Genomic DNA, 21724 nt, shown 5'->3' with positions numbered 1-21724 from the left:
ATTTTTCTACGATGGTCTACCCTCATTTCAGACGTCTGAAACAAGGGGGTTACTTCATGCTCGCGCAACTTCCACCGGCCTTACAGAATCTCCACCTGTCGCTTCGGCTGCGGCTCTGGGACGGCCATGAATTCACGCTGGGTGCCGACCCCAGCGTCACGATTGTGGTCAAGGACCCACAAATGGTCGCGAAACTTACCCATCCCAGCCTGGACGCACTTGGGGCGGCGTTTGTAGAAGGCAAGCTGGAGCTTGAAGGCTCGATCAGCGAAGTGATACGGGTCTGTGATGAATGGAGTCAGGCGCTGGTGGACGAGGAGGGTGATAGCCTGCCCGTACGTTCAGTCCATGACAAGGAAGCCGACGCCAAGGCGATTTCCTATCACTACGACCTTTCCAACGCGTTTTATCAGCTGTGGCTCGACAGCGACATGGCCTATTCCTGTGCCTATTTCGAGACGGGCAGCGAAACCCTAGAACAGGCCCAACAAGCCAAGTTCCGTCACCTGTGCCGCAAGCTGCGCCTGCAGCCCGGTGAATACCTGCTGGATGTCGGCTGCGGATGGGGTGGGTTGGCACGTTATGCGGCGCGGGAGTTCGGTGTCAGGGTGTTCGGTATCACCCTGAGCAAAGCGCAGCTGGCCCTGGCCCGGGAGCGAGTCCAAGCGGAGGGCCTGGAGGATCAGGTGGAGTTGCAGTTGCTGGATTACCGGGACCTCCCGCAGGATGGCCGGTTCGACAAAGTGGTCAGTGTCGGCATGTTCGAGCACGTCGGCCACGCCAATCTGGAGCAATACTGCAAGACGTTGTTCGGTGCGGTCCGCGAGGGTGGGCTGGTGATGAATCACGGCATCACGGCCAAACATACCGATGGCCGTCCGGTAGGACGTGGCGCGGGGGACTTCATCGAGAAGTACGTTTTCCCCAATGGCGAGTTGCCGCATCTTTCAATGATTTCGGCCCAGATCAGCGAGGCGGGGCTGGAGATTGTCGATGTGGAGAGCTTGCGCCTGCACTACGCGCGCACGCTGGATCACTGGAGTGAACGGCTCGAAGACAATCTGGAGGCCGCATCGAAAGAAGTGCCGGAGCAGGCGTTGCGAATCTGGCGCCTGTACCTGGCTGGATGCGCTTATGCGTTCGCCAAGGGCTGGATCAACCTGCATCAAATTCTGGCCGTGAAGGCCTACGCCGATGGCAGCCATGATTTGCCCTGGACTCGGGACGATATCTACACGCCTTAGAGTATTGGCGAAATGAGCCGGGCGATTCGCATGCCGACTTTTTGCAATCGGTGGGTTTCCCGGCTTTCTTCCTTGGCGATCTCGTGGGCTTGAGCGAAGTCTTTTTCAAGCATCTGCTCCACCTCGGTAGCGAACGGAATATCCACCGTCAGCAGCATCACTTCGAAATTCAACCGAAACGAACGGTTGTCCAGGTTAGCGCTGCCGATGGCGCTGATTTCCCGGTCGATCAATACCACCTTCTGATGCAAGAACCCCGGCTCGAAACGGAATACCCGTACACCGGCCCGTACCGCTTCGAACGCATACAGGCTGGAGGCGGCATAGACGACTTTATGGTCCGGTCGTGAAGGCAGGAGGATACGCACGTCTACCCCGCGCAGCACCGCCAGGCGTAATGCAGCGAATACCGACTCGTCAGGAATGAAGTAGGGCGTGGTTATCCAGACCCGTTCGCTGGCCGCATGAATGGCTTCGACGAAAAAAAGCGAACAGGTTTCCTGGGCATCGGCCGGCCCGCTGGCCAGCAATTGGCAGAGCACGCCATCATCGGGGTAGGTGTCTGGCAGGATCAGGGGCGGCAGCGAACGGGCAGCCCAGAACCAGTCTTCGGCAAATGACTCTTGCATGCTCGCCACCACGGGGCCGCGCACCTCGACGTGGGTGTCGCGCCACGGCGACAATGGAGGTATCTCCCCCATGTATTCGTCGCCCACGTTGTGTCCACCGACGAACCCCAACGCGCCGTCCACCGCGACGATCTTGCGGTGGTTGCGAAAATTGACCTGGAAACGATTGAGCCAACCGCTACGGGTTGCGAATGCTTTGACATGGACACCCCCATCACGCAACGCCTGAACATAGTGATGGGGCAAGGCGTGGCTGCCGATCCGGTCATACAACAGATATACCGCAACCCCTTCGGCGGCTTTTTTCAAAAGTAACGCCTGCAGGCGCTGGCCCAACCGGTCGTCATGAATGATGAAGAACTGGATCAGTACCGCTTCCCTGGCGTTCTCGATGGCCTGGAAAACGGCTTCGAACGTGACGTGACCGTTGATGAGTAGACGTACTTCATTGTTCGCCAGGCAGGGCGTTCGGCCCAGCTTGGGCATGGCGCGTAGCGAGGCGTAGGCCTGGGATGCACGGGCAGTCAGGGCCTCTTCGACCCATGGACGCCAGTTCAGCTCGGACATCGCCTTGCGCATTTCTTCGTTGGCTTGGCGGCGTGCCTGGATGTAGCCGTCAAAGGTGCTGCGACCGAACACCAGATAGGGAACCAACGTCAGGTACGGAATAAATACCAATGACAGGGCCCAGGCGATCGAGCCTTGGGCGGTGCGCACCGTCAACACCGCGTGTACCGCGGCGATGGAACCCAGGGTATGAAACAACGCAATCAGGTAACCGAAAACATGCGGTCCAAAATAATCCATGGGCAGCCTTGCTCCTGAAGTTTCAATGCCTAACAAACCATGTTCCATGGCGAATGTCGCTATTTAATTCACTGTCGCCGAGCCTGAACCGAAGCCCGTGGGCGGCGTCTAACGGCCACCTGTCCTCTGGAGTTCTTGCAATGAATGTTCGTCTGCTGAGTTTGGCCTTGGCGGTTGGCTTGTCAGTTCCTGTGGCGGCTCAGGCGCAAATGCTTCAGCCTGGTTTGTGGGAACTGACTACAAGCAACATGAAAGTCGATAACCAGAACCTGCCAGACCTGCAACTTATTCTCGGCCAGCTGCAGAACCAGATCACCCCGGAGCAACGGGCGATGCTGGAAAAGCAAGGCATTACCATGGGCGGGAAGGGGATCCGGGTATGCCTGACGCCGGCCCAGGTCCAGACCAATGACATCCCGTTGCAGGATCCGCAGTCGGGATGCAAACAGCAGATCACCGAGCGCACCGGCAATCAGTGGAAGTTTCGCTTCAGTTGCCCGAAAGCCCAGGGCAATGGTATCGCGACATTCCAGAGCGATCGGGAATTTACTACCAAGGTCAACGGTACCTTCAATGCCACTGGCATCCAGCAGAATGGCAGCCTCGATACCCGGGCCGTGTGGTTGGGGCAGGATTGCGGAACGGTCAAGCCGAGGGCTTGACCATTGTGCAGGTGAAACTGACGGTTACGGTTTGGACAGCGCGTCGTACAGCGTGTTGAGGTTGTATTCGAACAGGCCGGTGAAGGAACTGGCTGGTCCGCTGGCAGCGAGGGCATCGGAGTACAGCGTGCCGCCGATCTGAGCGCCGCTCTCATCGGCGATCTGCTTGAGCAGGCGTGCGTCCTTGATGTTCTCCATGAACACCGCTTTGACGTGCGCCTGACGAATCTGGGTAATCAGCGCTGCGACTTCGGCGGCTGACGGCTCGCGTTCAGTGGACAGTCCCTGTGGTGCTATGAAGTCGATGCCATAGGCCTGACCCAGATAACCGAATGCATCATGAGACGTCACGATCTTGCGGTTGCCTGGCGGCAGGGAACCGAGCTTGGCCTTGGCATCCGCGAGCAGCGCGTAGATCTTCTTCAGGTACGCTTGGCTGTTGCGCTCATAATCGGCTTTGTTGGCGGGGTCGGCGGCTTCCAATGCCTTGGTAATGTTGTTCACATACAGCTCGGCATTCGCCAGGTTGTGCCAGGCGTGTGGGTCGGGAACGGTCTCCCCGTCTTCATCCAGCGAGCGCGGAATCACGCCATGACTGGCGCTGATGACGGGCGCGCCGGTTTCCGTGCTGGTGACCAGGCGATCCAGCCAAGGCTCGAAGCCCAACCCATTCTTGATGATCAATTTTGCACCGAGCAGCGCCTTGGCATCGTCCGGCGTCGGTTCGTAAGTGTGCGCATCGGCGTCTGGTCCGACCATGTTGGTAATCTGGATATGCTCGCCACCGACCTGTCGGGTCATGTCGGCAAGAATGCTGAAACTGGTAACCACCTGAAGTTTCTCGGCGGCGGACAAGGACATCGACAGCATCAAACTGAATAGCACGAGCAGGGCGCGCATCGGGAAACACCTCATGGGGATGTGAACAGGGGCGGGCGGTGCAGCAGACCGTGTACCGGACCGACTATCACGGAGAGCAGATAAAACATCCCCGCAACCAGCACGATGGCCGGGCCGCTGGGCAATGAGAAATAGAAGGACAGCAACAGGCCAAACCAGACCGAGAGGCAACCGAGCAGCGCAGCGATGGCCATCAGGGGTGGCAAGCGACGACTCCAGAACCGCGAGGCGGTGGCCGGCAACATCATCAGGCCGACCACCATGAGAGCGCCAATGGCCTGGAACCCAATCACCAGGTTCAGCACCACCAAAGTCAGGAACACACCGTGGGCCAACGGACCGAGCCGGCTGACGGTTTGCAGGAACAGCGGATCCAGCGTGTCGAGTAATAAAGGGCGGTAGATCAGCGCCATGGCAATCAAGCTGGCCGCCGACACCCACAGCATGCCGGTCAGCGTCGGACCGTCCACCGCCAGGGCCGAGCCGAATAACAGGTGCAGGAGATCCAGGCGTTTGCCCGCGACGCCGAGGATCAGCACGCCGGCCGCGAGGGAAATGGGATAGATCGCCGCGAGGCTCGCATCTTCTCGCAGGCCGGTTCGGCGGGTCACCCAAGCGGCGAGTCCAGCCATGCCCAGGCCCGCGCCGAGGCCGCCCAAGGTCAAGGCGGGCAGGCTCAAGCCGGCGAACCAGAAGCCCAGTGCGGCACCGGGCAGAATGCCGTGGGCCACCGCATCGCCGATCAGGCTCATGCGGCGCAGGATCAGAAATACCCCCAACGGCGCTGTGCTGCAGGCCAGTACCAGGCCGCCAAGCAAAGCCCGACGCATGAAGACGAATTCCTGAAAGGGTTGCCAGAGATGAGTGGCCGCGAGCATCAAGCCACCTTCATATGAGGTTGTTGGGTAATCACTTCGACGCTGCGACCCAACGTGCAGCCTGTGGGGCTGACCGACAATGTGTGGGGAATATGCTGGCGTACAGCGGCAAGGTCATGACACACAACCACGAGGGTGCGGCCCTCGGCGTGCCAGGTGTGAATGTGTTTCCACAACAACGCCTGACCCTCTTCATCGAGCGCCGCATGGGGTTCATCGAGTAAGAGTAACGGCGCTTCAGCCAGACTCAGGCGAGCGAGTAAAGCGCGTTGTAATTCGCCTCCAGACAACGCCATGAGTGGGCGATTTTCCAGGCCAGTCAACGCCCAGTTCTCCAGCGCCGTTCCGAGTCGCTGGCTTCGCTGGGCCGGTGTGTGTCGGCTACCCCAAGCTCCTGCGGCTATCAGCTCTTGCAGGCTGATGGGAAATTGTCGATCCAGGTGTTGCTGCTGCGGCAGGAACGAGACGCCGCCCCGACGTGGAACCGTCAGGGTGAGTTTTCCGGAGAGGGGCTTTTGCAACCCCGCGAGGACTTTCAACAGGCTGCTTTTGCCCGAACCGTTGGCGCCGATGATAGCCGTCAGGCTGCCTGCGGGGCGCTCAACATACAGCTCGGGTGTGAGCGGACGCCCCGGTGGGCCCCAACGCAAGGCTTGGCAACTGATCATGCTGCCTCCCGTGTCCAGCGGCTTTGCGCCACGGCGTCATGGGCATGCAGGCTTTCCGCGTGAACGACGCGCACATTGAGGGCCATGACGTCGGGTGACTGCCTCAAGGCCTGACTCAATCGTCGAGCGGCGTCCTCGCAGAACATCAGGTTCTGACCGTTGGCGAGGGCGAATGCTTGTTCGTCGGCGCGTTTGACTGCGGTTTGTACCGCGGTGCCCAAGGCGGCTTCGGCCTGGTTGATGATCCGCGGCAGCGGCAATTGGCTGGTACCCGCGCTCAAGCGAATGTTCAGGGACGCGATGCTGCGTTGGCTGTGTGGCGTAGCAACGATCCCTTTTGAGGAACCCAGCCAAGCCAGAACCTCTGCATATTCCAAAGATTTATTCGCGAAATCATCCACGAACTGCTGCTGGATCAGCTGCCTGGCAAGTGCCGCCGAGCATGGGCAGGTGGATGAGTAGGGTATCTGGATGTTCAGTTCCACGTGGAACACAGCGTGTTTGAGGTGCGCTTCGATACTCACCGGGTAGCGCTTCCAGCCTGATAACGGGCTGACCAGGGCAGGGCGTTTGAGCAACAATTCGGTGTGAAGGGTCAGGGAGGCGGCTTGGGAAAGGCCTTCATGGCTGTTCAGGAAATGCAGTAAGACACGTTGCAGCAGTGGAGGAGAAAGCGGCGAGTTTTCGAGCATCTCCAACGCCAGGTACAGGCGGGACATATGAATACCGCGAGCGTCCACATCGTCGAGGCTGACGCCAAGGTCGGCGATAGCGCTCAGTTGTTGTCCTTCGATCAACACAGGCAAGGCGACGCCACACATCCCCACCCAATCGAGAGGCAAGGCTTGGCGCGAAGCTTGGGCAGCAATGTCCGGAAGCGCAAATGCATTCATGATCAAGATCCGTCGTAGGGTCAAGCCAATGTTATAGTGTAACAATAAATTCGACTAGATCTTTTTCATGAACAGAGTTTCATGCGGTTCTTATGATCGTTCCACGTGAAACATCAGCGTGAATCCTGGCAGCCATTTATGCGTCCGCAGATAAATTTACCGGCTGCACCGCCTGAACTGGAAAAGCGATTCAGGGTGGTCCAGCCGACGCGTCGACTGTAACCAACCCAGGCTTCACCGTCCGAGGCCAAGCCCGTGAAGAACGTCAATTGACCGTAGCGACTGGTCGTTTGTGCCCAATGCCGGCTGCCCTTCACCTCAAAACCGCGCAAATAAACCGTGTTCCCAGCCGTCATGACGCTATAGGCATTCCCTTGCCCATCGGAACAAGCCAGCAAGTTCGCGCTGCGCGTGCAATTTGCCAATAGCGAGGTATGGGCAGACGCCTCCAGGGCGCCTGACAGCATCCAGAACGCGAATACGAATTTCAAAATAATGCGCATCAGTGACTCTCGAAGAGTTGGAATTTCGGGCTAGCGAGCATTTATAGTTATACTATAACATAAAGTAAGCCGCCCTGACCGAGACTGCAGCCTGACAAAACGCGCCACAACACACACTTCCAACACGGCCGTCCGATGAGGATATACCTGATGCCCAATCGTCTTCCCGTAACTGTGCTCTCCGGGTTTCTCGGTGCCGGTAAGAGCACGCTGCTCAACTACGTCCTACGAAATCGTGACAATCTACGTGTCGCAGTAATCGTCAACGATATGAGCGAAATCAACATCGATGGCAGCGAAGTCCAGCGAAATGTCAGCCTGAACCGTGCTGAAGAAAAGCTGGTGGAGATGAGCAACGGTTGCATCTGCTGCACGCTGCGTGAGGATCTGCTGGAAGAAGTCGGGCACCTCGCCAGGGAAGGACGCTTCGATTACCTGTTGATCGAGTCCACCGGCATTTCCGAACCCTTGCCGGTGGCTGAAACCTTCACGTTCCGCGATGAAGAGGGCCGAAGCCTGGCCGATGTCGCACGGCTCGACACTATGGTGACGGTAGTCGACGGCCTGAACTTCCTGCCGGATTACCAGGCCGCCGAGAGTCTGGCATCACGGGGCGAAACCCTGGGCGAGGACGATGAACGTTCAATCACGGATCTGCTGATTGAACAGATCGAGTTCGCCGACGTGATTCTGATCAGCAAGATCGATCTGATCAGCGGCCACGAACGGGAAGAACTGGTGGCTATCCTCAGGCGTCTCAACGCTCACGCGAAGATTATGCCCATGGTCATGGGGCAGGTACCCCTGGGAGAAATCCTCGACACCGGTCGCTTTGATTTCGAGCGTGCGGCTCAAGCGCCTGGCTGGCTGCAGGAATTGCGCGGCGAGCACGCGCCTGAGACCGAGGAATATGGCATTGCTTCGACAGTCTACCGGGCGCGCGGGCCTTTCCATCCCCAGCGCTTCTTCGACCTGATCGAACGACCCTGGATCAATGGCAAGCTGCTGCGCTCCAAAGGCTTCTTCTGGCTAGCGAGCAAACCTGAAGATGCGGGCAGTTGGTCTCAGGCAGGTGGGTTGATGCGACATGGGTTTGCCGGTCGCTGGTGGCGGTTCGTGCCCAAGGATCAATGGCCCCAGGATGCGGAAAGCACCGCTGCCATCATGAAAAACTGGCTGCCCGGCACTGGGGATTGCCGTCAGGAGCTGGTGTTCATTGGTCAGAACATCGACTTCGACCTGCTCGCTGAAGAGCTGGACGGATGTCTGCTCACGGATGCGGAACTGGCCCTCGGTATCGAGAGCTGGCGCTTGTTGCCGGACCCGTTCGGTTCCTGGCATGACGAGGTCGCGGCCTGATGCTGGCGCCCACACTGAAACAGGAGCGCCAGGTTCGGCAGGTTCAGGGCGATACCCCACGGACCCTGGCACAGATTCTGGAAGACGACACCAACCTGGCGGTCTGGCAGCGTCAGCTTCCGGCGCACATCAGTGATTTTGCGGCGTTGGTACTTTCAATGGATCAACCGTTGGCCGAGTCACTGGTGCTCGATGTGCCCGAGGAGGACTCGCAACCTGAACTGAAGGGGCTTGCCGCCGGTTTCAGCGACCTGCACGGCTATGAAGGCTTCGTAGCCGATGTCGCTTGGCTGGTCAGCGCATTTGCCTGCCTGCTGGGCGTCAAACGGGTCGGGTTGCGCCTGCGGACGCTGGACAAGGCCATGTGCCCACGCTTTCACGTCGATCATGTGCCGGTGCGGCTGATCACGACGTACGCCGGTGCTGGCAGCGAATGGCTTGAGGAGGGCGCCATGGAACGTCGACGGCTGGCTCAACCTGATGCCGAGCCCCGTGATCGGCAGGTGATCCAGCAGCTGTGCACTGGCGAAGTGGCGTTGCTAAAAGGTGAAAAGTGGCTGGGCAATGAAGGCTTCGGTCTGATTCATCGCTCGCCGGAGCCGGACCCGGGGGAACGCCGCTTGATCCTCACGCTGGACTGGCTGGCCTAAGGCTTGAGCCAGATACCCTGGCTTTTCCCTTCACAAAACGGCTTGAGATAAGCGGTATCGGTGGCTACGCCGTAATAGTGTATATCCTGGCGGTAAGGCATATTGGCGACTTGGGCGTTGCTGCAGATGCCAAAGGCACCGCCGGGGCACTGATCGACGTATTGCACGTCGACTTTTTGCCCGGCAAGGTTCGGTTGGCAGAAGCCGTCGGCGAACAGTTTGGGCGGGATGTTGCGGTTTTGCTGGCAGACTTTCACATCGAGCCGCTCCGCTTGACTGTGAACCACGCAAGCTTGGGCCAGTGCCTGGTCCGAAATCAGCGCCAACAAGCACCAACCGATTATCCGCATCATCTACCTCCATCAAAAGTCGCCGATTATGTTGCAGAACATCCCCACCCACGTCATCGCCGGTTCCTTGGGGGCCGGCAAGACCAGCCTGATCAGACAACTGCTGGCCCAGCGCCCGGCCGATGAACGCTGGGCGGTGCTGATCAACGAGTTCGGCCAGATCGGCCTGGATGCGGCCTTGCTGACTCAGGCGGCCGATGGTATCGCACTGGGGGAGGTGGCTGGGGGCTGCTTGTGCTGCGTCAACGGGGCTCCGTTTCAGATCGGCCTCGGCCGTCTGCTGCGCAAGGCGCGACCGGACCGTCTGTTTATCGAGCCGTCCGGCCTGGGCCATCCTGCACAACTGCTGCAGCAGCTCCAACAGCCGCCGTGGCTCGGCGTGCTGGCGGTGCAGCCCTGTGTGATGGTCCTGGACGCCGGGGCGCTGGCCGTGGGCAGAACGTTGCCCGAGGCGCAGCATCAAGCGCTGGCCCATGCCGGACTGCTGGTACTGAACAAGTCCGAAGGCCTCAGTGAAACCGACCGTGCCCGCATCGCCGCCCAGCTACCACCTCTTGAGCAGCACTGGACGCAACAGGCTGCATTGCCCCTCGACAGGCTGCCGGGGTTGGGTGTGCGGGGGAGTGGTGCTGTGGACAACTTGAACGTGCCCAGGGATGTCGGCCAACTGCCGGCGATCTGGAGCGATCCGACGTTGCCGATCTGCCTGTATCAGCAGCGGGAAGAGGGCTGGAGCATCGGCTGGCGTTGGCACCCGAGCCAGCGCTTCGATCCGACGGCCTTGACGGAATGGCTGCAGAACGGAAACTGGAGACGGGCGAAGCTGGCTATCCACAGCGTCGATGGCTGGGTGTCGGCCAATGCACTGGATAAGGGAGCGCTGACCTGGCAAGCCAGCGAGTGGCGCCAGGACTCGCGGCTCGAACTGATTTTCGGCGAGCCGCAGGACGTTGAAGCGCTCCAAGCCGGCCTGGCGAACTGTGGGCGTCCGTGAATCAGCTTTGTTTCAAGGCTTCCACTTGTTGTGTTCCTGGCGCCACTGGCTCAACTCGATGACCTCGGCCCGAGGCCTGGTCTGGACCGGTTCAATCGGCGCTTCGGGTGTTTCTTCGAAGGGCATCGGATATGGCGTGAGTTCGATCTGCGCGCTGTGGGCACCGAACTGGGTGATGGTACCCGTATGGCGGGACTCACCGGTCACGGTGAACTCGAAATTGTAGACTCGGGCCAGCCTCCGCCGTCCACTGCCATCCTTCACGAAACCGATCTTCTTCAACGCTACGTTGCCGTCCAGCAACTCGATCTTGAGGTTGGCGCAATGCTGCACGACTCTCGCCAGGGCCCGTTCGCGCAAGCCATGGTTGTGCCATAACCACGCGCCACCGGTGGCCAGCAGCATCAGCACGAAAATGTTTCCAAGAGTCAGCATGAACGAAGTGCTCCAACAAGTTGCTATCAGCTTAACTGTGTCGCCGGTCTGTCGTACAGGCTGTGTTTAGTCGCATACTGCGCGGCTTGAATTTCAATCGTTTTACGGAAACCCTCCCCCATGAAACGGACGCCTCATCTGCTTGCCATCCAGTCCCATGTGGTATTCGGTCACGCAGGCAACAGCGCTGCGGTATTTCCCATGCAGCGTGTCGGCGTGAATGTCTGGCCGCTCAATACCGTGCAGTTCTCCAATCACACCCAGTACGGCCAATGGGCCGGCGAAGTGTTTGCGCCGCAGCAGATACCGGCATTGGTCGAGGGCATCGCAGCGATTGGCGAGCTGGGCAATTGCGATGGAGTGCTGTCCGGCTATCTGGGCAGTGCCGCGCAGGGGCGGGCGATTCTGACGGGTGTGGCGCGGATCAAGGCCGCTAACCCCAAGGCGCTGTATCTGTGCGATCCGGTCATGGGACACCCGGAGAAGGGCTGTATCGTGGCACCCGAGGTCAGTGAGTTCCTGTTGGAGGAGGCTGCGGCCGTGGCTGACCTCATGTGCCCGAATCAACTGGAGCTGGACAGCTTCTCGGGGCGCAAGGCGCAGTCGCTGCTCGACTGCCTCGCCATGGCTCGCGCGCTCATGGCTCGTGGGCCGAAGGCTGTTCTGGTCAAGCACCTGGCCTACCCCGGCAAGCCCGAGGACCGCTTCGAGATGCTGCTGGTGACCGCCGATGGCAGTTGGCACTTGAGCCGTCCCCTGCTGGCTTTTCCTCGCCAGCCTGTTGGCGTGGGCGACCTGACGTCCGGGCTGTTCCTGGCGCGGGTCCTGTTGGGAGACAATCTGGTGGCGGCCTGCGAATTCACCGCTGCGGCGGTGCATGAGGTGCTGTTGGAAACCCAGGCGTGCGCCAGCTATGAGCTGGAACTGGTCCGTGCCCAGGACCGGATCGCACATCCGCGGGTTCGGTTCGAGGCGGTGCCGATCAGTCTTTGATTCACACCGGCGCCTTCGCGAGCAGGCTCGCTCCCACCGTTGACCGAGTAGGTTCAGATACTGTGGGAGCGAGCCTGCTCGCGAAGGGCGCGACTCGGTCCCACAGGCTGAATGGTTAAGGCCCGTCCGCCTTGATCTCCTGGTAACGCTTCTCCAGCTCCTGACGGATCTGCCGACGTTGCTGCGCTTGCTCGTAGCGGCGTTTTGCTTCGCTGTTCTGCGGTTGCAAGGGCGGGACCGCAGCGGGTTTGCGCTGGTCATCCACCGCTACCATGGTGAAGAAGCAGCTGTTGGTGTGGCGTACAGAGCGTTCGCGAATGTTTTCGGTCACGACCTTGATGCCCACTTCCATCGACGTGTTGCCGGTGTAGTTCACCGACGCCAGGAAGGTCACCAATTCGCCGACATGAATAGGCTCGCGAAAGATCACCTGATCCACCGACAGGGTCACCACGTAGCGTCCCGCATAACGGCTGGCACAGGCGTAAGCGACTTCGTCGAGGTATTTGAGCAGGGTGCCGCCATGGACATTGCCAGAGAAGTTGGCCATATCGGGGGTCATCAACACCGTCATCGACAGTTGGGCGTTTCCGGGTTCCATAACGTACTCACGGTTCAAGGCAGCAATTCAGGGAGTGCACCTCTGCGGGCGCTGGTCGCTGGCTCATAGGCCATCAGGTTTTATCAAAACCACCGATATCGGGACGCTGCGCCTGTGCCCGCCGTCACGCGTCGATGGATCTGTTTCCATATATTGCACCGTCTTTTTGTCGGAAGTCGCGGTGTTAACCTGCAAAAGCCCACCTCAAGGGCATTTCCTACAAAGGAGGCGGACTCATTCAGCTTGGCGATGAGACGTTTTGATCAGGGAGCCCGACCGATGCATGCCATCAATTTCATTCAAGATCTGGCAATCATCATGATGGCAGCAGGGTTGGTGACGGTGCTCTTCCATCGTTTCAAGCAACCGGTGGTGCTGGGCTACATCGTTGCCGGTTTCCTCATCGGTCCCCATACGCCGCCGTTCGGTTTCATCCATGACGAAGACACCATCAAGACCCTGGCCGAGCTGGGTGTGATCTTCCTCATGTTCTGCCTGGGTCTGGAATTCAGCCTGCGCAAGCTGTTCAAGGTCGGCGCCACGGCGTTTATCGCGGCGTTCCTCGAAATCGTGCTGATGATCTGGATCGGCTATGAAATCGGCCGCTGGTTCGACTGGAACACCATGGACTCGCTGTTCCTGGGCGCAATCCTGGCCATTTCCTCGACCACGATCATCGTCAAGGCGCTCAACGACTTGAAGATGAAGAACGAACGCTTCGCGCAGTTGATTTTCGGCGTGCTGATCGTCGAAGACATCCTGGGCATCGGCATCATTGCCTTGTTATCGAGCATCGCCGTCAGCGGAACGGTGAGCTCCGGCGAGGTGTTCTCCACAGTCGGCAAGCTGTCTTTGTTCATGATCGTCGCGCTGGTCATCGGTATCCTGCTGGTACCGAGACTGCTGGCCTATGTGGCGAAGTTCGACAGCAACGAGATGCTTCTGATCACCGTGCTGGGCCTGTGTTTCGGTTTCTGTCTGCTAGTGGTGAAACTGGAATACAGCATGGTGCTCGGTGCGTTCCTGATCGGGGCGATCATGGCCGAGTCCCGGCAACTGCTGAAAATCGAGCGGCTGGTAGAGCCGGTGCGTGATCTGTTCAGTGCGATTTTCTTTGTAGCCATAGGCCTGATGCTCGACCCGGCGATATTGCTGCAGTACGCCTGGCCGATCGCCGTGATCACGGCGGCCGTGGTGCTGGGCAAGATGTTGTCCTGCGGCCTCGGCGCCTTTATCGCTGGCAACGATGGGCGCACCTCTCTGCGGGTCGGAATGGGGCTTTCGCAGATTGGCGAGTTCTCCTTCATCATCGCCTCATTGGGGATGACGCTGCAGGTCACCAGTGACTTCCTTTACCCGGTGGCGGTCGCCGTTTCGGTGCTGACCACGTTGTTGACGCCGTATCTGATCCGTGCAGCTGATCCGTTGTCCCTCAAGTTGGCGGCAGTCATGCCGCGACGGCTGACGCGGGTGTTGGGCATGTACGGTGAATGGCTGCGCAGCATCCAGCCTAGCGGCGAAGGAGCGCTGGTTGCTTCGATGATCAGGCGGATTCTGCTGCAGGTGGGCATCAACCTGGCGCTGGTCATCGCGATTTTCGTGTCGGGCGGGTATTTCGCTGAACGAATGTCGATCTACCTGCAAGGCTGGATCAGCGACCCGAGCTGGCAGAAAGCATTGATCTGGGGCGGGGCGCTGCTGTTGTCGCTGCCCTTCCTGATCGCTGCCTATCGCAAGCTCAAGGCGCTATCGATGCTGCTGGCTGAGATGGGAGTGAAGGCTGAGATGGCGGGTCGTCACACCCAGCGGGTGCGTCGGGTGATTGCCGAAGTGATCCCTATCCTCTCGCTACTGGTGATTTTCCTGCTACTGGCAGCCCTGTCGGCCAGTATTTTGCCGACCAACAAGTTGCTGGTGTTGATTGCCGTGGTAGCGACTGCCGTGGCGGCATTGCTCTGGCGATGGTTCGTCCGCCTGCATACAAGGATGCAGGTGGCCTTGATGGAAAACCTGGACAACCACAAGGAGTCGTCCGGGCATTGATCCCAGCTGCTGATCAGCTTTCCAGCCAGACGTCCCGTGCCCAGTGCCAGACAGACTCCCAGGTTTCTTCGGCAATCAATTCTTCTTCGGCTTGCCAGAGCACCACGGTACCGTCCTCTTCGACGCAATAATAATCGTCGCCGTCCTGGCAGATCGGAATCAGGCTGCGGTCGACGCCGGCGTCCCAGGCGTTGGCAGCCACATCCGGCAGGTAGGTGTGGGATTGTGGGTCGGTAACGGTGACCGGCTCCAGGCTGCCGTAGACAACATCGCTGACGGTCAGCAAAAACTCCCTGAAGACGAACGGGATGTCGATGAACAGTTGCTCTTCGATCTCTACCAGCAAGTCTTCGTCGGGCAACTCCAGTGGAACCGGTACCGGTTCGTTGGCTTCACGCAATTGTTCGATGATTTCTTCCACGTCCGGGTGTCCTCTTTCTCGATGGCGCGGTTTTACATGAGGCGGTTTATACAGTAGCGCGCCATAGATGCAACCGCGAAATAGAAAACCCCGGCTTGAGCCGGGGTTCTCTTATTTCAACACGCGAAACGCGTAAAGGTTCAACCGTTCTGGCGAATACCTGCCACCAGCCAAGGCTGGTTTTCGCCATGGGCACGCTCCATGTTCCAGCTTTCGCTGAACGCTTCGCCCTGGTCGAAGCGGGAGTCCTTCGACACACCGCTGAAGGTCAGGGTGGCGATGGTCTTGTCGGTACGATCATCAACACCGTCCAACTGCACCTGAAGGTTGTCGATGTAGGTGGATTGATAGCCATCACCCAGGTCGGCACGCTCGCGCTTGAGGAACTCCAGCAGTTGCGGGGTCACGAACTCGGCGATCTTGTCCATTTCGTTCGCGTCCCAATGCTGCTGCAGGGAGTGGAAGTGGGTGCGCGCGGCCTCGACGAAGTTCGTTTCATTGAACCAGGCGGGGGCATTGATCACCGGACGGGCGGCCACGGGTGCCGAACCGCCGAAAATCGAGCCGCCGGCAGGTTGCTGGTTGAATGTTTCACGTTGCATAGGCGCATGACCGGCCGGAGCGTATTGCTCCTGCTGCTTGCGACGACGGGCGGCAATGAAGCGGAAAACCAGGAAGGCAATGACCCCCAGGATCAGGATGTCGAAGATCTGCATGCCCTGGAAGCCGCCACCCATGAACATGGAGGCAAGCAGGCCGCCGGCGGCGATACCGGCCAGGGGGCCGAGCCAGCGTGAAGCACCGCCGGCCCTGGTGGCGGCTCCCGCGGCACCGGCCGCGCCTGCGGTGGCGGCAGTCGGACCGGCTGCGGAGGACGGCGCCATCTGACTGGTCTGGTGAGTCGGGGCCGCGCCCGCACTTTTACCCCCGCCAAAGCGCTTGGCGGCATTGGCGTCGATGGCCATCGTCAGGCCAATGCACAGCGCCATGGCGATGCTCAGAAAACGTTTCATATAAAGGCATTCCCATTTGTGAGTAGCACGCGCGCCATGTTGCACAGGTGAACTGTTGCTGGCTAGCGACAGAGTGTTTCGGGCTTTTGCGTGACAGCTTAGGTTCAGCTTCAGCTTCGCAAGAGGGCCTGTTCGCTTTGGGCTGTAGGAAAGGTGGACAAGTTCTATCGGAATGGAGAAGGGGACTCTCTGTGGGAGCGAGCCTGCTCGCGATGGTAGGGTGTCAGTCAACATCGATGTTGTCTGATTCACCGCCATCGCGAGCAAGCTCGCTCCCACACAACGTTTCGAGCAATCCTTCTAGGCTTTTCGTACAGAGCCTAAATCGCCTCGAGCTTGGCGTATCCCAGCATCAGCCATTTACTGCCTTCGCTGAAATTCACCTGCACCCGGGCCTGGGCGCCGGCGCCTTCGAAATTGAGGATCACGCCATCGCCGAACACCGAGTGCCGAACGGTCTGGCCGAGACTGAAGCCGGTCTCCGGGATGTCGCTGCCGCCGAAAAGGCTGCTGGTGCCATTTTGCTGGCTGCCACCGAACGGACGACTGACACTGTTGGACAGGCGCACTTCCTGGATCAGGCCTTTCGGTACTTCACGTACGAAACGTGACACCTTGTTGTAGGTTTCGCTGCCGTACAAACGTCGGGTTTCGGCGTAGGTCAGCACCAGATTCTGCATTGCACGGGTTATGCCGACATAGGCCAGGCGGCGCTCCTCTTCCAGGCGCCCCGGTTCTTCCAGGCTCATCTTGTGGGGGAACAGGCCTTCTTCCATGCCCACCAGAAACACGTAGGGGAACTCCAGGCCCTTGGCGCTGTGAAGGGTCATCAACTGGATGCTGTCTTCGTGCTCCTCGGCCTGGGTATCGCCGGCCTCCAGGGAGGCGTGGCCGAGGAAGGCCGCCAGGGGCGACAGGTCCGCGTCTTCTTCGGTGTTCTCGAAGTTGCGGGCGGCGCTGACCAGTTCCTCGAGGTTTTCTACCCGGGCCTGGCCTTTCTCGCCTTTCTCCGCTTCGTGATAGGCAATCAGGCCGGACTGCTCGATGACGGTCTGGGTCATCAAGTGCAGCGGCATTTCTGCGCATTTGGCGGCCAGGTCCTCGATGAGGTCCATGAAAGCCTTCAGAGCGCCCGCGGCACGACCGGTCACGCCCTTATTGGTCACCAGAAGACGCATGGATTCCCACATGGACACATGGCTGTGACGCGCATGATCGCGGATAGCTTCGACGGTTTTCTCGCCGATGCCCCGGGTCGGTACGTTGATCACCCGCTCCAGGGCTGCGTCGTTGCCGCGACCTTCGAGCAGGCGCAGGTAGGCCATGGCGTTCTTGATTTCGGCGCGCTCGAAGAAGCGCTGGCCGCCATAGATGCGATACGGGATCCGCTCGCGCAAGAGCGCTTCTTCCAATACTCGCGACTGGGCGTTGGAGCGATACAGGATGGCGATGTCGCTGCGGGCCAGGCCGGTTTTCAGCGCGCTCTCGATGGTTTCCACTACGTAGCGGGCTTCATCGTGTTCGTTGAAGGCTGCATAGAGATTGATGGCTTCGCCTTCGCCGCCATCAGTCCACAGCTCCTTGCCCAGACGCCCGGTGTTGTTGGCGATCAGGGCGTTGGCGGCCTTGAGGATACCCGCGGTGGAGCGGTAATTCTGTTCCAGGCGGATAACCTCGGCGTCAGGAAAATCCGCCGAGTACTGATGAATGTTCTCGATTTTGGCGCCGCGCCAGCCATAGATCGACTGATCGTCGTCACCCACCACCATCAGGCTGTCGCCGCCTTTGGCCAGCAGGCGCAACCAGGCGTATTGAACGGCGTTTGTATCCTGGAACTCGTCCACCAGTACATGCCGGAAGCGCTTCTGGTAGTGCTCAAGCAGCCCCGGATGATCACGCCAAAGATCCAGTGCCCGCAGCAGCAGTTCGGAAAAATCGATGACCCCGGCGCGCTGGCACGCGGCCTCGTAGGCTTCGTAGATGCTGCGCATGGTCGCCAGGAACAGGTCACCGCTGGCCTGGATGTGTTGTGGGCGCAGACCTTCATCCTTCTGGCCATTGATGAACCATTGGGCCTGGCGGGCGGGCCAGCGCTGCTCGTCCAGCCCCAGCTCGCGGATCACCCGCTTGACCAGTCGCTGCTGGTCGTCGCTGTCCAGGATCTGGAAGGTCTGGCTCAGGCCGGCCTCCTGCCAATGGGCGCGCAACAGGCGGTGCGCCAGGCCGTGGAACGTACCGACCCACATACCGGCCGGGTTGATACCCATCAACTGTTCGATGCGGTGGCGCATCTCGGCAGCGGCCTTGTTGGTGAAGGTCACCGACAGGATCGAATGGGGCGAGGCGTTCTCGACCTGGATCAACCAGGCGATACGGTGCACCAGCACCCGGGTTTTACCGGAACCGGCACCGGCCAGGACCAACTGTCGACCCACGGAGGCGGCTACGGCCTGGCGTTGGGCATCGTTGAGGGAGTTCAGCAGAAGGGAGAGATCATCGCGCATCGGCGCATTCTAGGGTGCGGCGGCACCCCGGGCAAACCAAGCTTTATCTCAGCCGATAAAAGACCGATTGGGATGACCGGTCAGTCATGGGTGCAAGCGGCGGCAAAACACGCTTGAAGGGGCTGTCGTCCAATGAAATGGCGACATTTTTAGACATTTTTGTGAGGGGGAGCAGTGTGTGATGGCCTCTGGCTTGTGTATGCTCGGTGCTCGTTTCGGGTTCTCCGTGCCCCCAAGAACAAGAACAGTGCCTATGACCCTCAATTCCGATCTGGCGGGCCCCTGTGTGGAACCGCGGGTCATCTGCAAGCAGTACGCCACGGAGATGGCTGTAGAGCGTACACGGTTGCTGTACCAGGGCTCGCTGCTGCCCACGTTGTTCATGCTGGTCAACGGCCTGGTCTGCGCAGCCCTGTTGTGGGAGCCGTCACGCTATTTCCTGGTCAGCGTATGGCTGGTCTGGCTGTTGTCGCTGGTGGCGCTACGGGTGATACAGGTCGCGGCCTTCGATTCGGCGATCCCCAGCCGCCAGGCGCACCCGATCTGGTTGCGCATGTTCCTGCTCGGTTCGGCGATGACTGGCTTGACGCTGGCCGGGGCCGGCATCGCCCTGGTCCCGGCCGACAGCTTCCAGCAACAGGCCTGGGTGTTCGGTCTGATCGGCGCGGCCACCCTGTCAGCCAGTGTTGCCTATGCCGTGAGCCTCCCGGCCTTTTTGTCCTTCACCTTGCCCTGCCTGTTGCCGGCCATCGGCTTCCTCTTCTGGGGCGGTGACGAACAACAGCGCGGATGGGGTTGGCTCGGCCTGGTGGTGCTGGTGTCCCTGAGCGTGGTGGCCTGGCAGGTCAATCGACTGATGCAAAGCGGCATGCTGCGACGGTTCCAGAATCAGGCGCTGATCGAGCATCTGCAACAGACGCAAATCCGTAGTGCTGAACTTAACGGGGCCCTGGGACGGGAGGTTGAGCAGCGTCGTCTCGCCGAGGAACAACTGCGTGCGGCCCAAGTGAGTCTCGAGGCGCGGGTCGCACAGCGCAGCCTTGAACTGCAGGTGGCCAGTCAAGCCTTGAGCAAGAGCGAGGCGCGTCTGGCCCTGGCCCTCAAGGCCAGTGAGTTGGGATTATGGGACTGGAACCTGCAGACCGATGAAGTCCATCACACCCAGCTCAAGGAACTGCTGGGCCTGGAGCCGGAATACATCACGGCAATGCTCAGCCATCTCACGCCACGCCTGCACCCTCAAGATCTGCCGGCGCTCAAGCGCGCCCTGGTTGAACACCTCAAGGGCCGTAGCGAGGACTACCAGATCGAATATCGCATCCGTCACGGTGATGGCCACTGGGTCTGGCTCGAAGATCGAGGTCGGGCCGTGGAGCGCAGCGCCAGCGGCCGGGTCCTGCGCATGGTTGGCACCCGAAGAAACATCAGTGTCAGTAAAGAGCTGGAACAGCAGCGGCAACTGGCGGCTACGGTATTTGAGGCCGCCAGCGAAGGCATCGTGATCTTCGATCCTCACTATGCGCTGCTCGCCGCCAACCAGGCATTCACCCGGATTACCGGTTTCAACATCGCGGACATGCTGGGGCGCAACGTCGTCGATCTGCCGTGCAGCCGCGATGCGCGCCGGCACTATCCGGTTATTCGCCAGGCACTCAGGCAGCAAGGTACCTGGCAGGGTGAGCTGGTGGAGGCGCGGGCCAGTGGCGAGTTGTATCCGCAGTGGCTGCAATTGAGCATCGTGAGGGATTCTCGAGGAAACGTCAGTCATATTGTAGGCTTTTTCGCCGATCTATCGGCCAGGCGCGAGTCCGAAGAGCGGATGCGCTACCTCACCCATTACGATGAGCTGACCGGACTGGCGAATCGCTCGCTGTTTCGCGAACGCCTGCAGGAAGCGCAGCAGCGGGTGCGCCAGGGCGGGCGCCGCAGCCTGGCCTTGCTGCACATCGACCTGGACCGCTTCAAACTGCTCAATGACAGCCTCGGCCATGACATTGCCGACCAGTTGTTGCAGAAGATGGCCCGGCGCCTGATCAATGCTCTGCCGGAAGCCAACACCATCGCCCGGTTATCCGGCGATGAGTTCGCGGTGCTGTTCGATGCCTATGGCAATCTTTCAAGCCTGGCGCGCATGGCAACCCGTTTGTCCGCCAAGTTGCGTTTGCCGCAGACCATTGAAGGTCACGAGTTGGTGGTCAGCGCATCCATCGGTATCAGTCTGCTGCCTGACAACGCACGGGAAGTTTCCACCCTGGTCAGCCAGGCGAACATGGCCATGCAACATGCCAAGCACCTGGGGGGCAATAACTTCCAGTTCTACACCGACAGCCTCCAGGCCAGTACGCTGGAGCGTCTGCAAATGGAGAACCAGCTGCGCAAGGCCCTGGAAGAGCACCAGCTGAAGGTCTTCTATCAGCCCAAGTTGTGTCTGGCGAGCGGTCGTCTGAACGCGGCGGAAGCGCTGGTGCGCTGGGACCATCCGGCGATGGGTCGGGTACCGCCGGGGCATTTCATCGGCCTCGCCGAGGAGACAGGACTGATAGGGCCCATTGGCGAGTTCGTGCTGCGCCAGGCCTGTTGGCAGGCGTGCGAATGGCAGCGCCAGGGGCTTGCACCGATCCGGGTGTCCGTGAATCTGTCGGTCCATCAGTTGCGCCAGGGCAAGCTTGTCAGCCTCGTGCGCCAAGTGCTGGAAGAAACCGGCCTGGCTCCCGAATACCTGGAACTGGAGCTTACCGAGAGCCAGTTGCTCGACAGCGTCGAGCACATCATCGCCACCTTCCAACAGTTGCGCGACCTTGGGGTCAAGCTGGCGATCGACGACTTCGGCACCGGTTATTCGTCCCTGAGTTACCTCAAGCGTATTCCGGTGGATTACGTGAAGATCGACCAGGCGTTCATTCGTGGGCTGGAGGAGGGCGGCGAGGACGCAGCGATCACCCGGGCGATCATTGCCATGGCCCATGGACTATCGCTCAAGGTGGTGGCCGAGGGCGTTGAGCGGCAGGGGCAACTCGAATTCCTGAAAACCGAGCATTGCGACGAAGTCCAGGGCTACCTCATCAGCCGCCCCGTGGAGGCCGAGGGTCTGGCCGCCTTGTTACAGGCTAATGAGGACTGTTTATAGCGCCGGACTGCTACATGGCGTGCATGCGGCATGAAATCTGGATATCGAGT

20 protein-coding genes are annotated in these 21724 nt (G+C 60.0%); 8 read left to right on the top strand and 12 right to left on the bottom strand.

The annotated features are described in order from the left end of the window. Positions 1-56: 56 nt before the first annotated feature. Entirely contained in the window at positions 57-1244 is a 1188-nt protein-coding gene (cfaB, locus tag QZH45_RS00820; protein ID WP_024777817.1) for a C17 cyclopropane fatty acid synthase CfaB, read from the top strand. On the opposite strand, the gene cls is transcribed toward cfaB, so the two are convergent. Next, complete coding sequence (gene cls / locus QZH45_RS00815) at positions 1241-2680, bottom strand: cardiolipin synthase (protein WP_055135080.1); 1440 nt, start codon at positions 2678-2680, stop codon at positions 1241-1243. The genes cfaB and cls overlap by 4 nt on opposite strands. 140 nt (positions 2681-2820) lie before the next feature. On the opposite strand from cls, the gene QZH45_RS00810 reads away from it, so the two are divergent. Then, positions 2821-3342, top strand: coding sequence for a DUF3617 domain-containing protein (locus QZH45_RS00810; RefSeq protein WP_024777819.1), 522 nt, complete (start codon positions 2821-2823; stop codon positions 3340-3342). A gap of 24 nt (positions 3343-3366) precedes the next feature. Here the strand turns inward: QZH45_RS00810 and QZH45_RS00805 are convergent, their stop codons facing one another. The 5 genes from QZH45_RS00805 to QZH45_RS00785 all read right to left on the bottom strand — a co-directional run bounded on the left by QZH45_RS00805 (position 3367) and on the right by QZH45_RS00785 (position 7148). Next, positions 3367-4242 carry a metal ABC transporter substrate-binding protein gene (locus tag QZH45_RS00805; RefSeq protein WP_053192119.1) on the bottom strand — a complete coding sequence of 292 codons (876 nt, stop codon included), beginning with the start codon at positions 4240-4242 and terminating at the stop codon, positions 3367-3369. An 11-nt stretch (positions 4243-4253) separates the two neighbouring features. Further along, positions 4254-5120 (bottom strand): metal ABC transporter permease, encoded by an 867-nt coding sequence (locus tag QZH45_RS00800; protein WP_055135081.1) that lies wholly within the window; start codon positions 5118-5120, stop codon positions 4254-4256. Next, the gene (locus QZH45_RS00795; RefSeq protein ID WP_024777822.1) at positions 5120-5788 is read right to left on the bottom strand and encodes a metal ABC transporter ATP-binding protein; all 669 of its coding nucleotides are present in this window, start codon (positions 5786-5788) and stop codon (positions 5120-5122) included. Before QZH45_RS00795 ends, QZH45_RS00800 begins: the two co-directional genes overlap by 1 nt. After that, entirely contained in the window at positions 5785-6681 is an 897-nt protein-coding gene (folE2, locus tag QZH45_RS00790) for a GTP cyclohydrolase FolE2 (RefSeq protein WP_024777823.1), read from the bottom strand. The genes QZH45_RS00795 and folE2 overlap by 4 nt, the downstream gene beginning before the upstream one ends. A gap of 113 nt (positions 6682-6794) precedes the next feature. Then, positions 6795-7148 carry a glutamine synthetase gene (locus QZH45_RS00785; protein WP_237140497.1) on the bottom strand — a complete coding sequence of 118 codons (354 nt, stop codon included), beginning with the start codon at positions 7146-7148 and terminating at the stop codon, positions 6795-6797. A 186-nt stretch (positions 7149-7334) separates the two neighbouring features. On the opposite strand from QZH45_RS00785, the gene zigA reads away from it, so the two are divergent. Both zigA and QZH45_RS00775 read left to right on the top strand, forming a co-directional pair. Continuing rightward, the gene (gene zigA, locus QZH45_RS00780; protein ID WP_024777825.1) at positions 7335-8543 is read left to right on the top strand and encodes a zinc metallochaperone GTPase ZigA; all 1209 of its coding nucleotides are present in this window, start codon (positions 7335-7337) and stop codon (positions 8541-8543) included. Beyond that, on the top strand, positions 8543-9193 hold the full coding sequence (locus QZH45_RS00775; protein ID WP_024777826.1) for a DUF1826 domain-containing protein: 651 nt from the start codon (positions 8543-8545) through the stop codon (positions 9191-9193). The genes zigA and QZH45_RS00775 overlap by 1 nt, the downstream gene beginning before the upstream one ends. Here the strand turns inward: QZH45_RS00775 and QZH45_RS00770 are convergent. Then, complete coding sequence (locus QZH45_RS00770) at positions 9190-9543, bottom strand: hypothetical protein (protein ID WP_024777827.1); 354 nt, start codon at positions 9541-9543, stop codon at positions 9190-9192. The two genes, QZH45_RS00775 and QZH45_RS00770, sit on opposite strands and share 4 nt — an antisense overlap. A gap of 28 nt (positions 9544-9571) precedes the next feature. Between QZH45_RS00770 and QZH45_RS00765 the strand changes: the two genes are divergently transcribed. Further along, positions 9572-10537 (top strand): CobW family GTP-binding protein, encoded by a 966-nt coding sequence (locus QZH45_RS00765; RefSeq protein ID WP_024777828.1) that lies wholly within the window; start codon positions 9572-9574, stop codon positions 10535-10537. A gap of 12 nt (positions 10538-10549) precedes the next feature. Here QZH45_RS00765 and QZH45_RS00760 read toward each other — a convergent pair whose 3' ends face one another. Continuing rightward, positions 10550-10972: a DUF3301 domain-containing protein gene (locus tag QZH45_RS00760; RefSeq protein ID WP_024777829.1), complete on the bottom strand. Its 423-nt coding sequence runs from the start codon at positions 10970-10972 to the stop codon at positions 10550-10552. Positions 10973-11092: 120 nt separating this feature from the next. On the opposite strand from QZH45_RS00760, the gene pdxY reads away from it, so the two are divergent. Continuing rightward, entirely contained in the window at positions 11093-11965 is an 873-nt protein-coding gene (pdxY, locus tag QZH45_RS00755) for a pyridoxal kinase PdxY (protein ID WP_024777830.1), read from the top strand. A gap of 115 nt (positions 11966-12080) precedes the next feature. Here the strand turns inward: pdxY and QZH45_RS00750 are convergent, their stop codons facing one another. Next, entirely contained in the window at positions 12081-12566 is a 486-nt protein-coding gene (locus QZH45_RS00750; protein ID WP_003187124.1) for an acyl-CoA thioesterase, read from the bottom strand. A 279-nt stretch (positions 12567-12845) separates the two neighbouring features. On the opposite strand from QZH45_RS00750, the gene QZH45_RS00745 reads away from it, so the two are divergent. Next, a complete protein-coding gene (locus tag QZH45_RS00745; protein ID WP_024777831.1) occupies positions 12846-14609 on the top strand; it encodes a cation:proton antiporter in 1764 nt (587 codons plus the stop codon). A 13-nt stretch (positions 14610-14622) separates the two neighbouring features. Here the strand turns inward: QZH45_RS00745 and QZH45_RS00740 are convergent, their stop codons facing one another. The 3 genes from QZH45_RS00740 to uvrD all read right to left on the bottom strand — a co-directional run bounded on the left by QZH45_RS00740 (position 14623) and on the right by uvrD (position 18547). Beyond that, positions 14623-15030: an SMI1/KNR4 family protein gene (locus tag QZH45_RS00740; RefSeq protein ID WP_003187120.1), complete on the bottom strand. Its 408-nt coding sequence runs from the start codon at positions 15028-15030 to the stop codon at positions 14623-14625. A 140-nt stretch (positions 15031-15170) separates the two neighbouring features. Continuing rightward, positions 15171-16043 (bottom strand): Tim44 domain-containing protein, encoded by an 873-nt coding sequence (locus QZH45_RS00735; RefSeq protein ID WP_024777832.1) that lies wholly within the window; start codon positions 16041-16043, stop codon positions 15171-15173. A gap of 320 nt (positions 16044-16363) precedes the next feature. Continuing rightward, complete coding sequence (gene uvrD, locus QZH45_RS00730) at positions 16364-18547, bottom strand: DNA helicase II (RefSeq protein ID WP_024777833.1); 2184 nt, start codon at positions 18545-18547, stop codon at positions 16364-16366. Between the two features lie 253 nt (positions 18548-18800). Here uvrD and QZH45_RS00725 point away from each other — a divergent pair, with 253 nt between their 5' ends. After that, positions 18801-21674, top strand: coding sequence for a putative bifunctional diguanylate cyclase/phosphodiesterase (locus QZH45_RS00725; protein WP_024777834.1), 2874 nt, complete (start codon positions 18801-18803; stop codon positions 21672-21674). The last annotated feature ends 50 nt before the right edge of the window (positions 21675-21724 follow it).

Origin of the sequence: Pseudomonas corrugata (genome assembly GCF_050920615.1) — a bacterium.
Taxonomy (GTDB): Bacteria; Pseudomonadota; Gammaproteobacteria; order Pseudomonadales; family Pseudomonadaceae; genus Aquipseudomonas; species Aquipseudomonas corrugata.
This window is presented reverse-complemented; position numbering and strand designations above follow the sequence as displayed.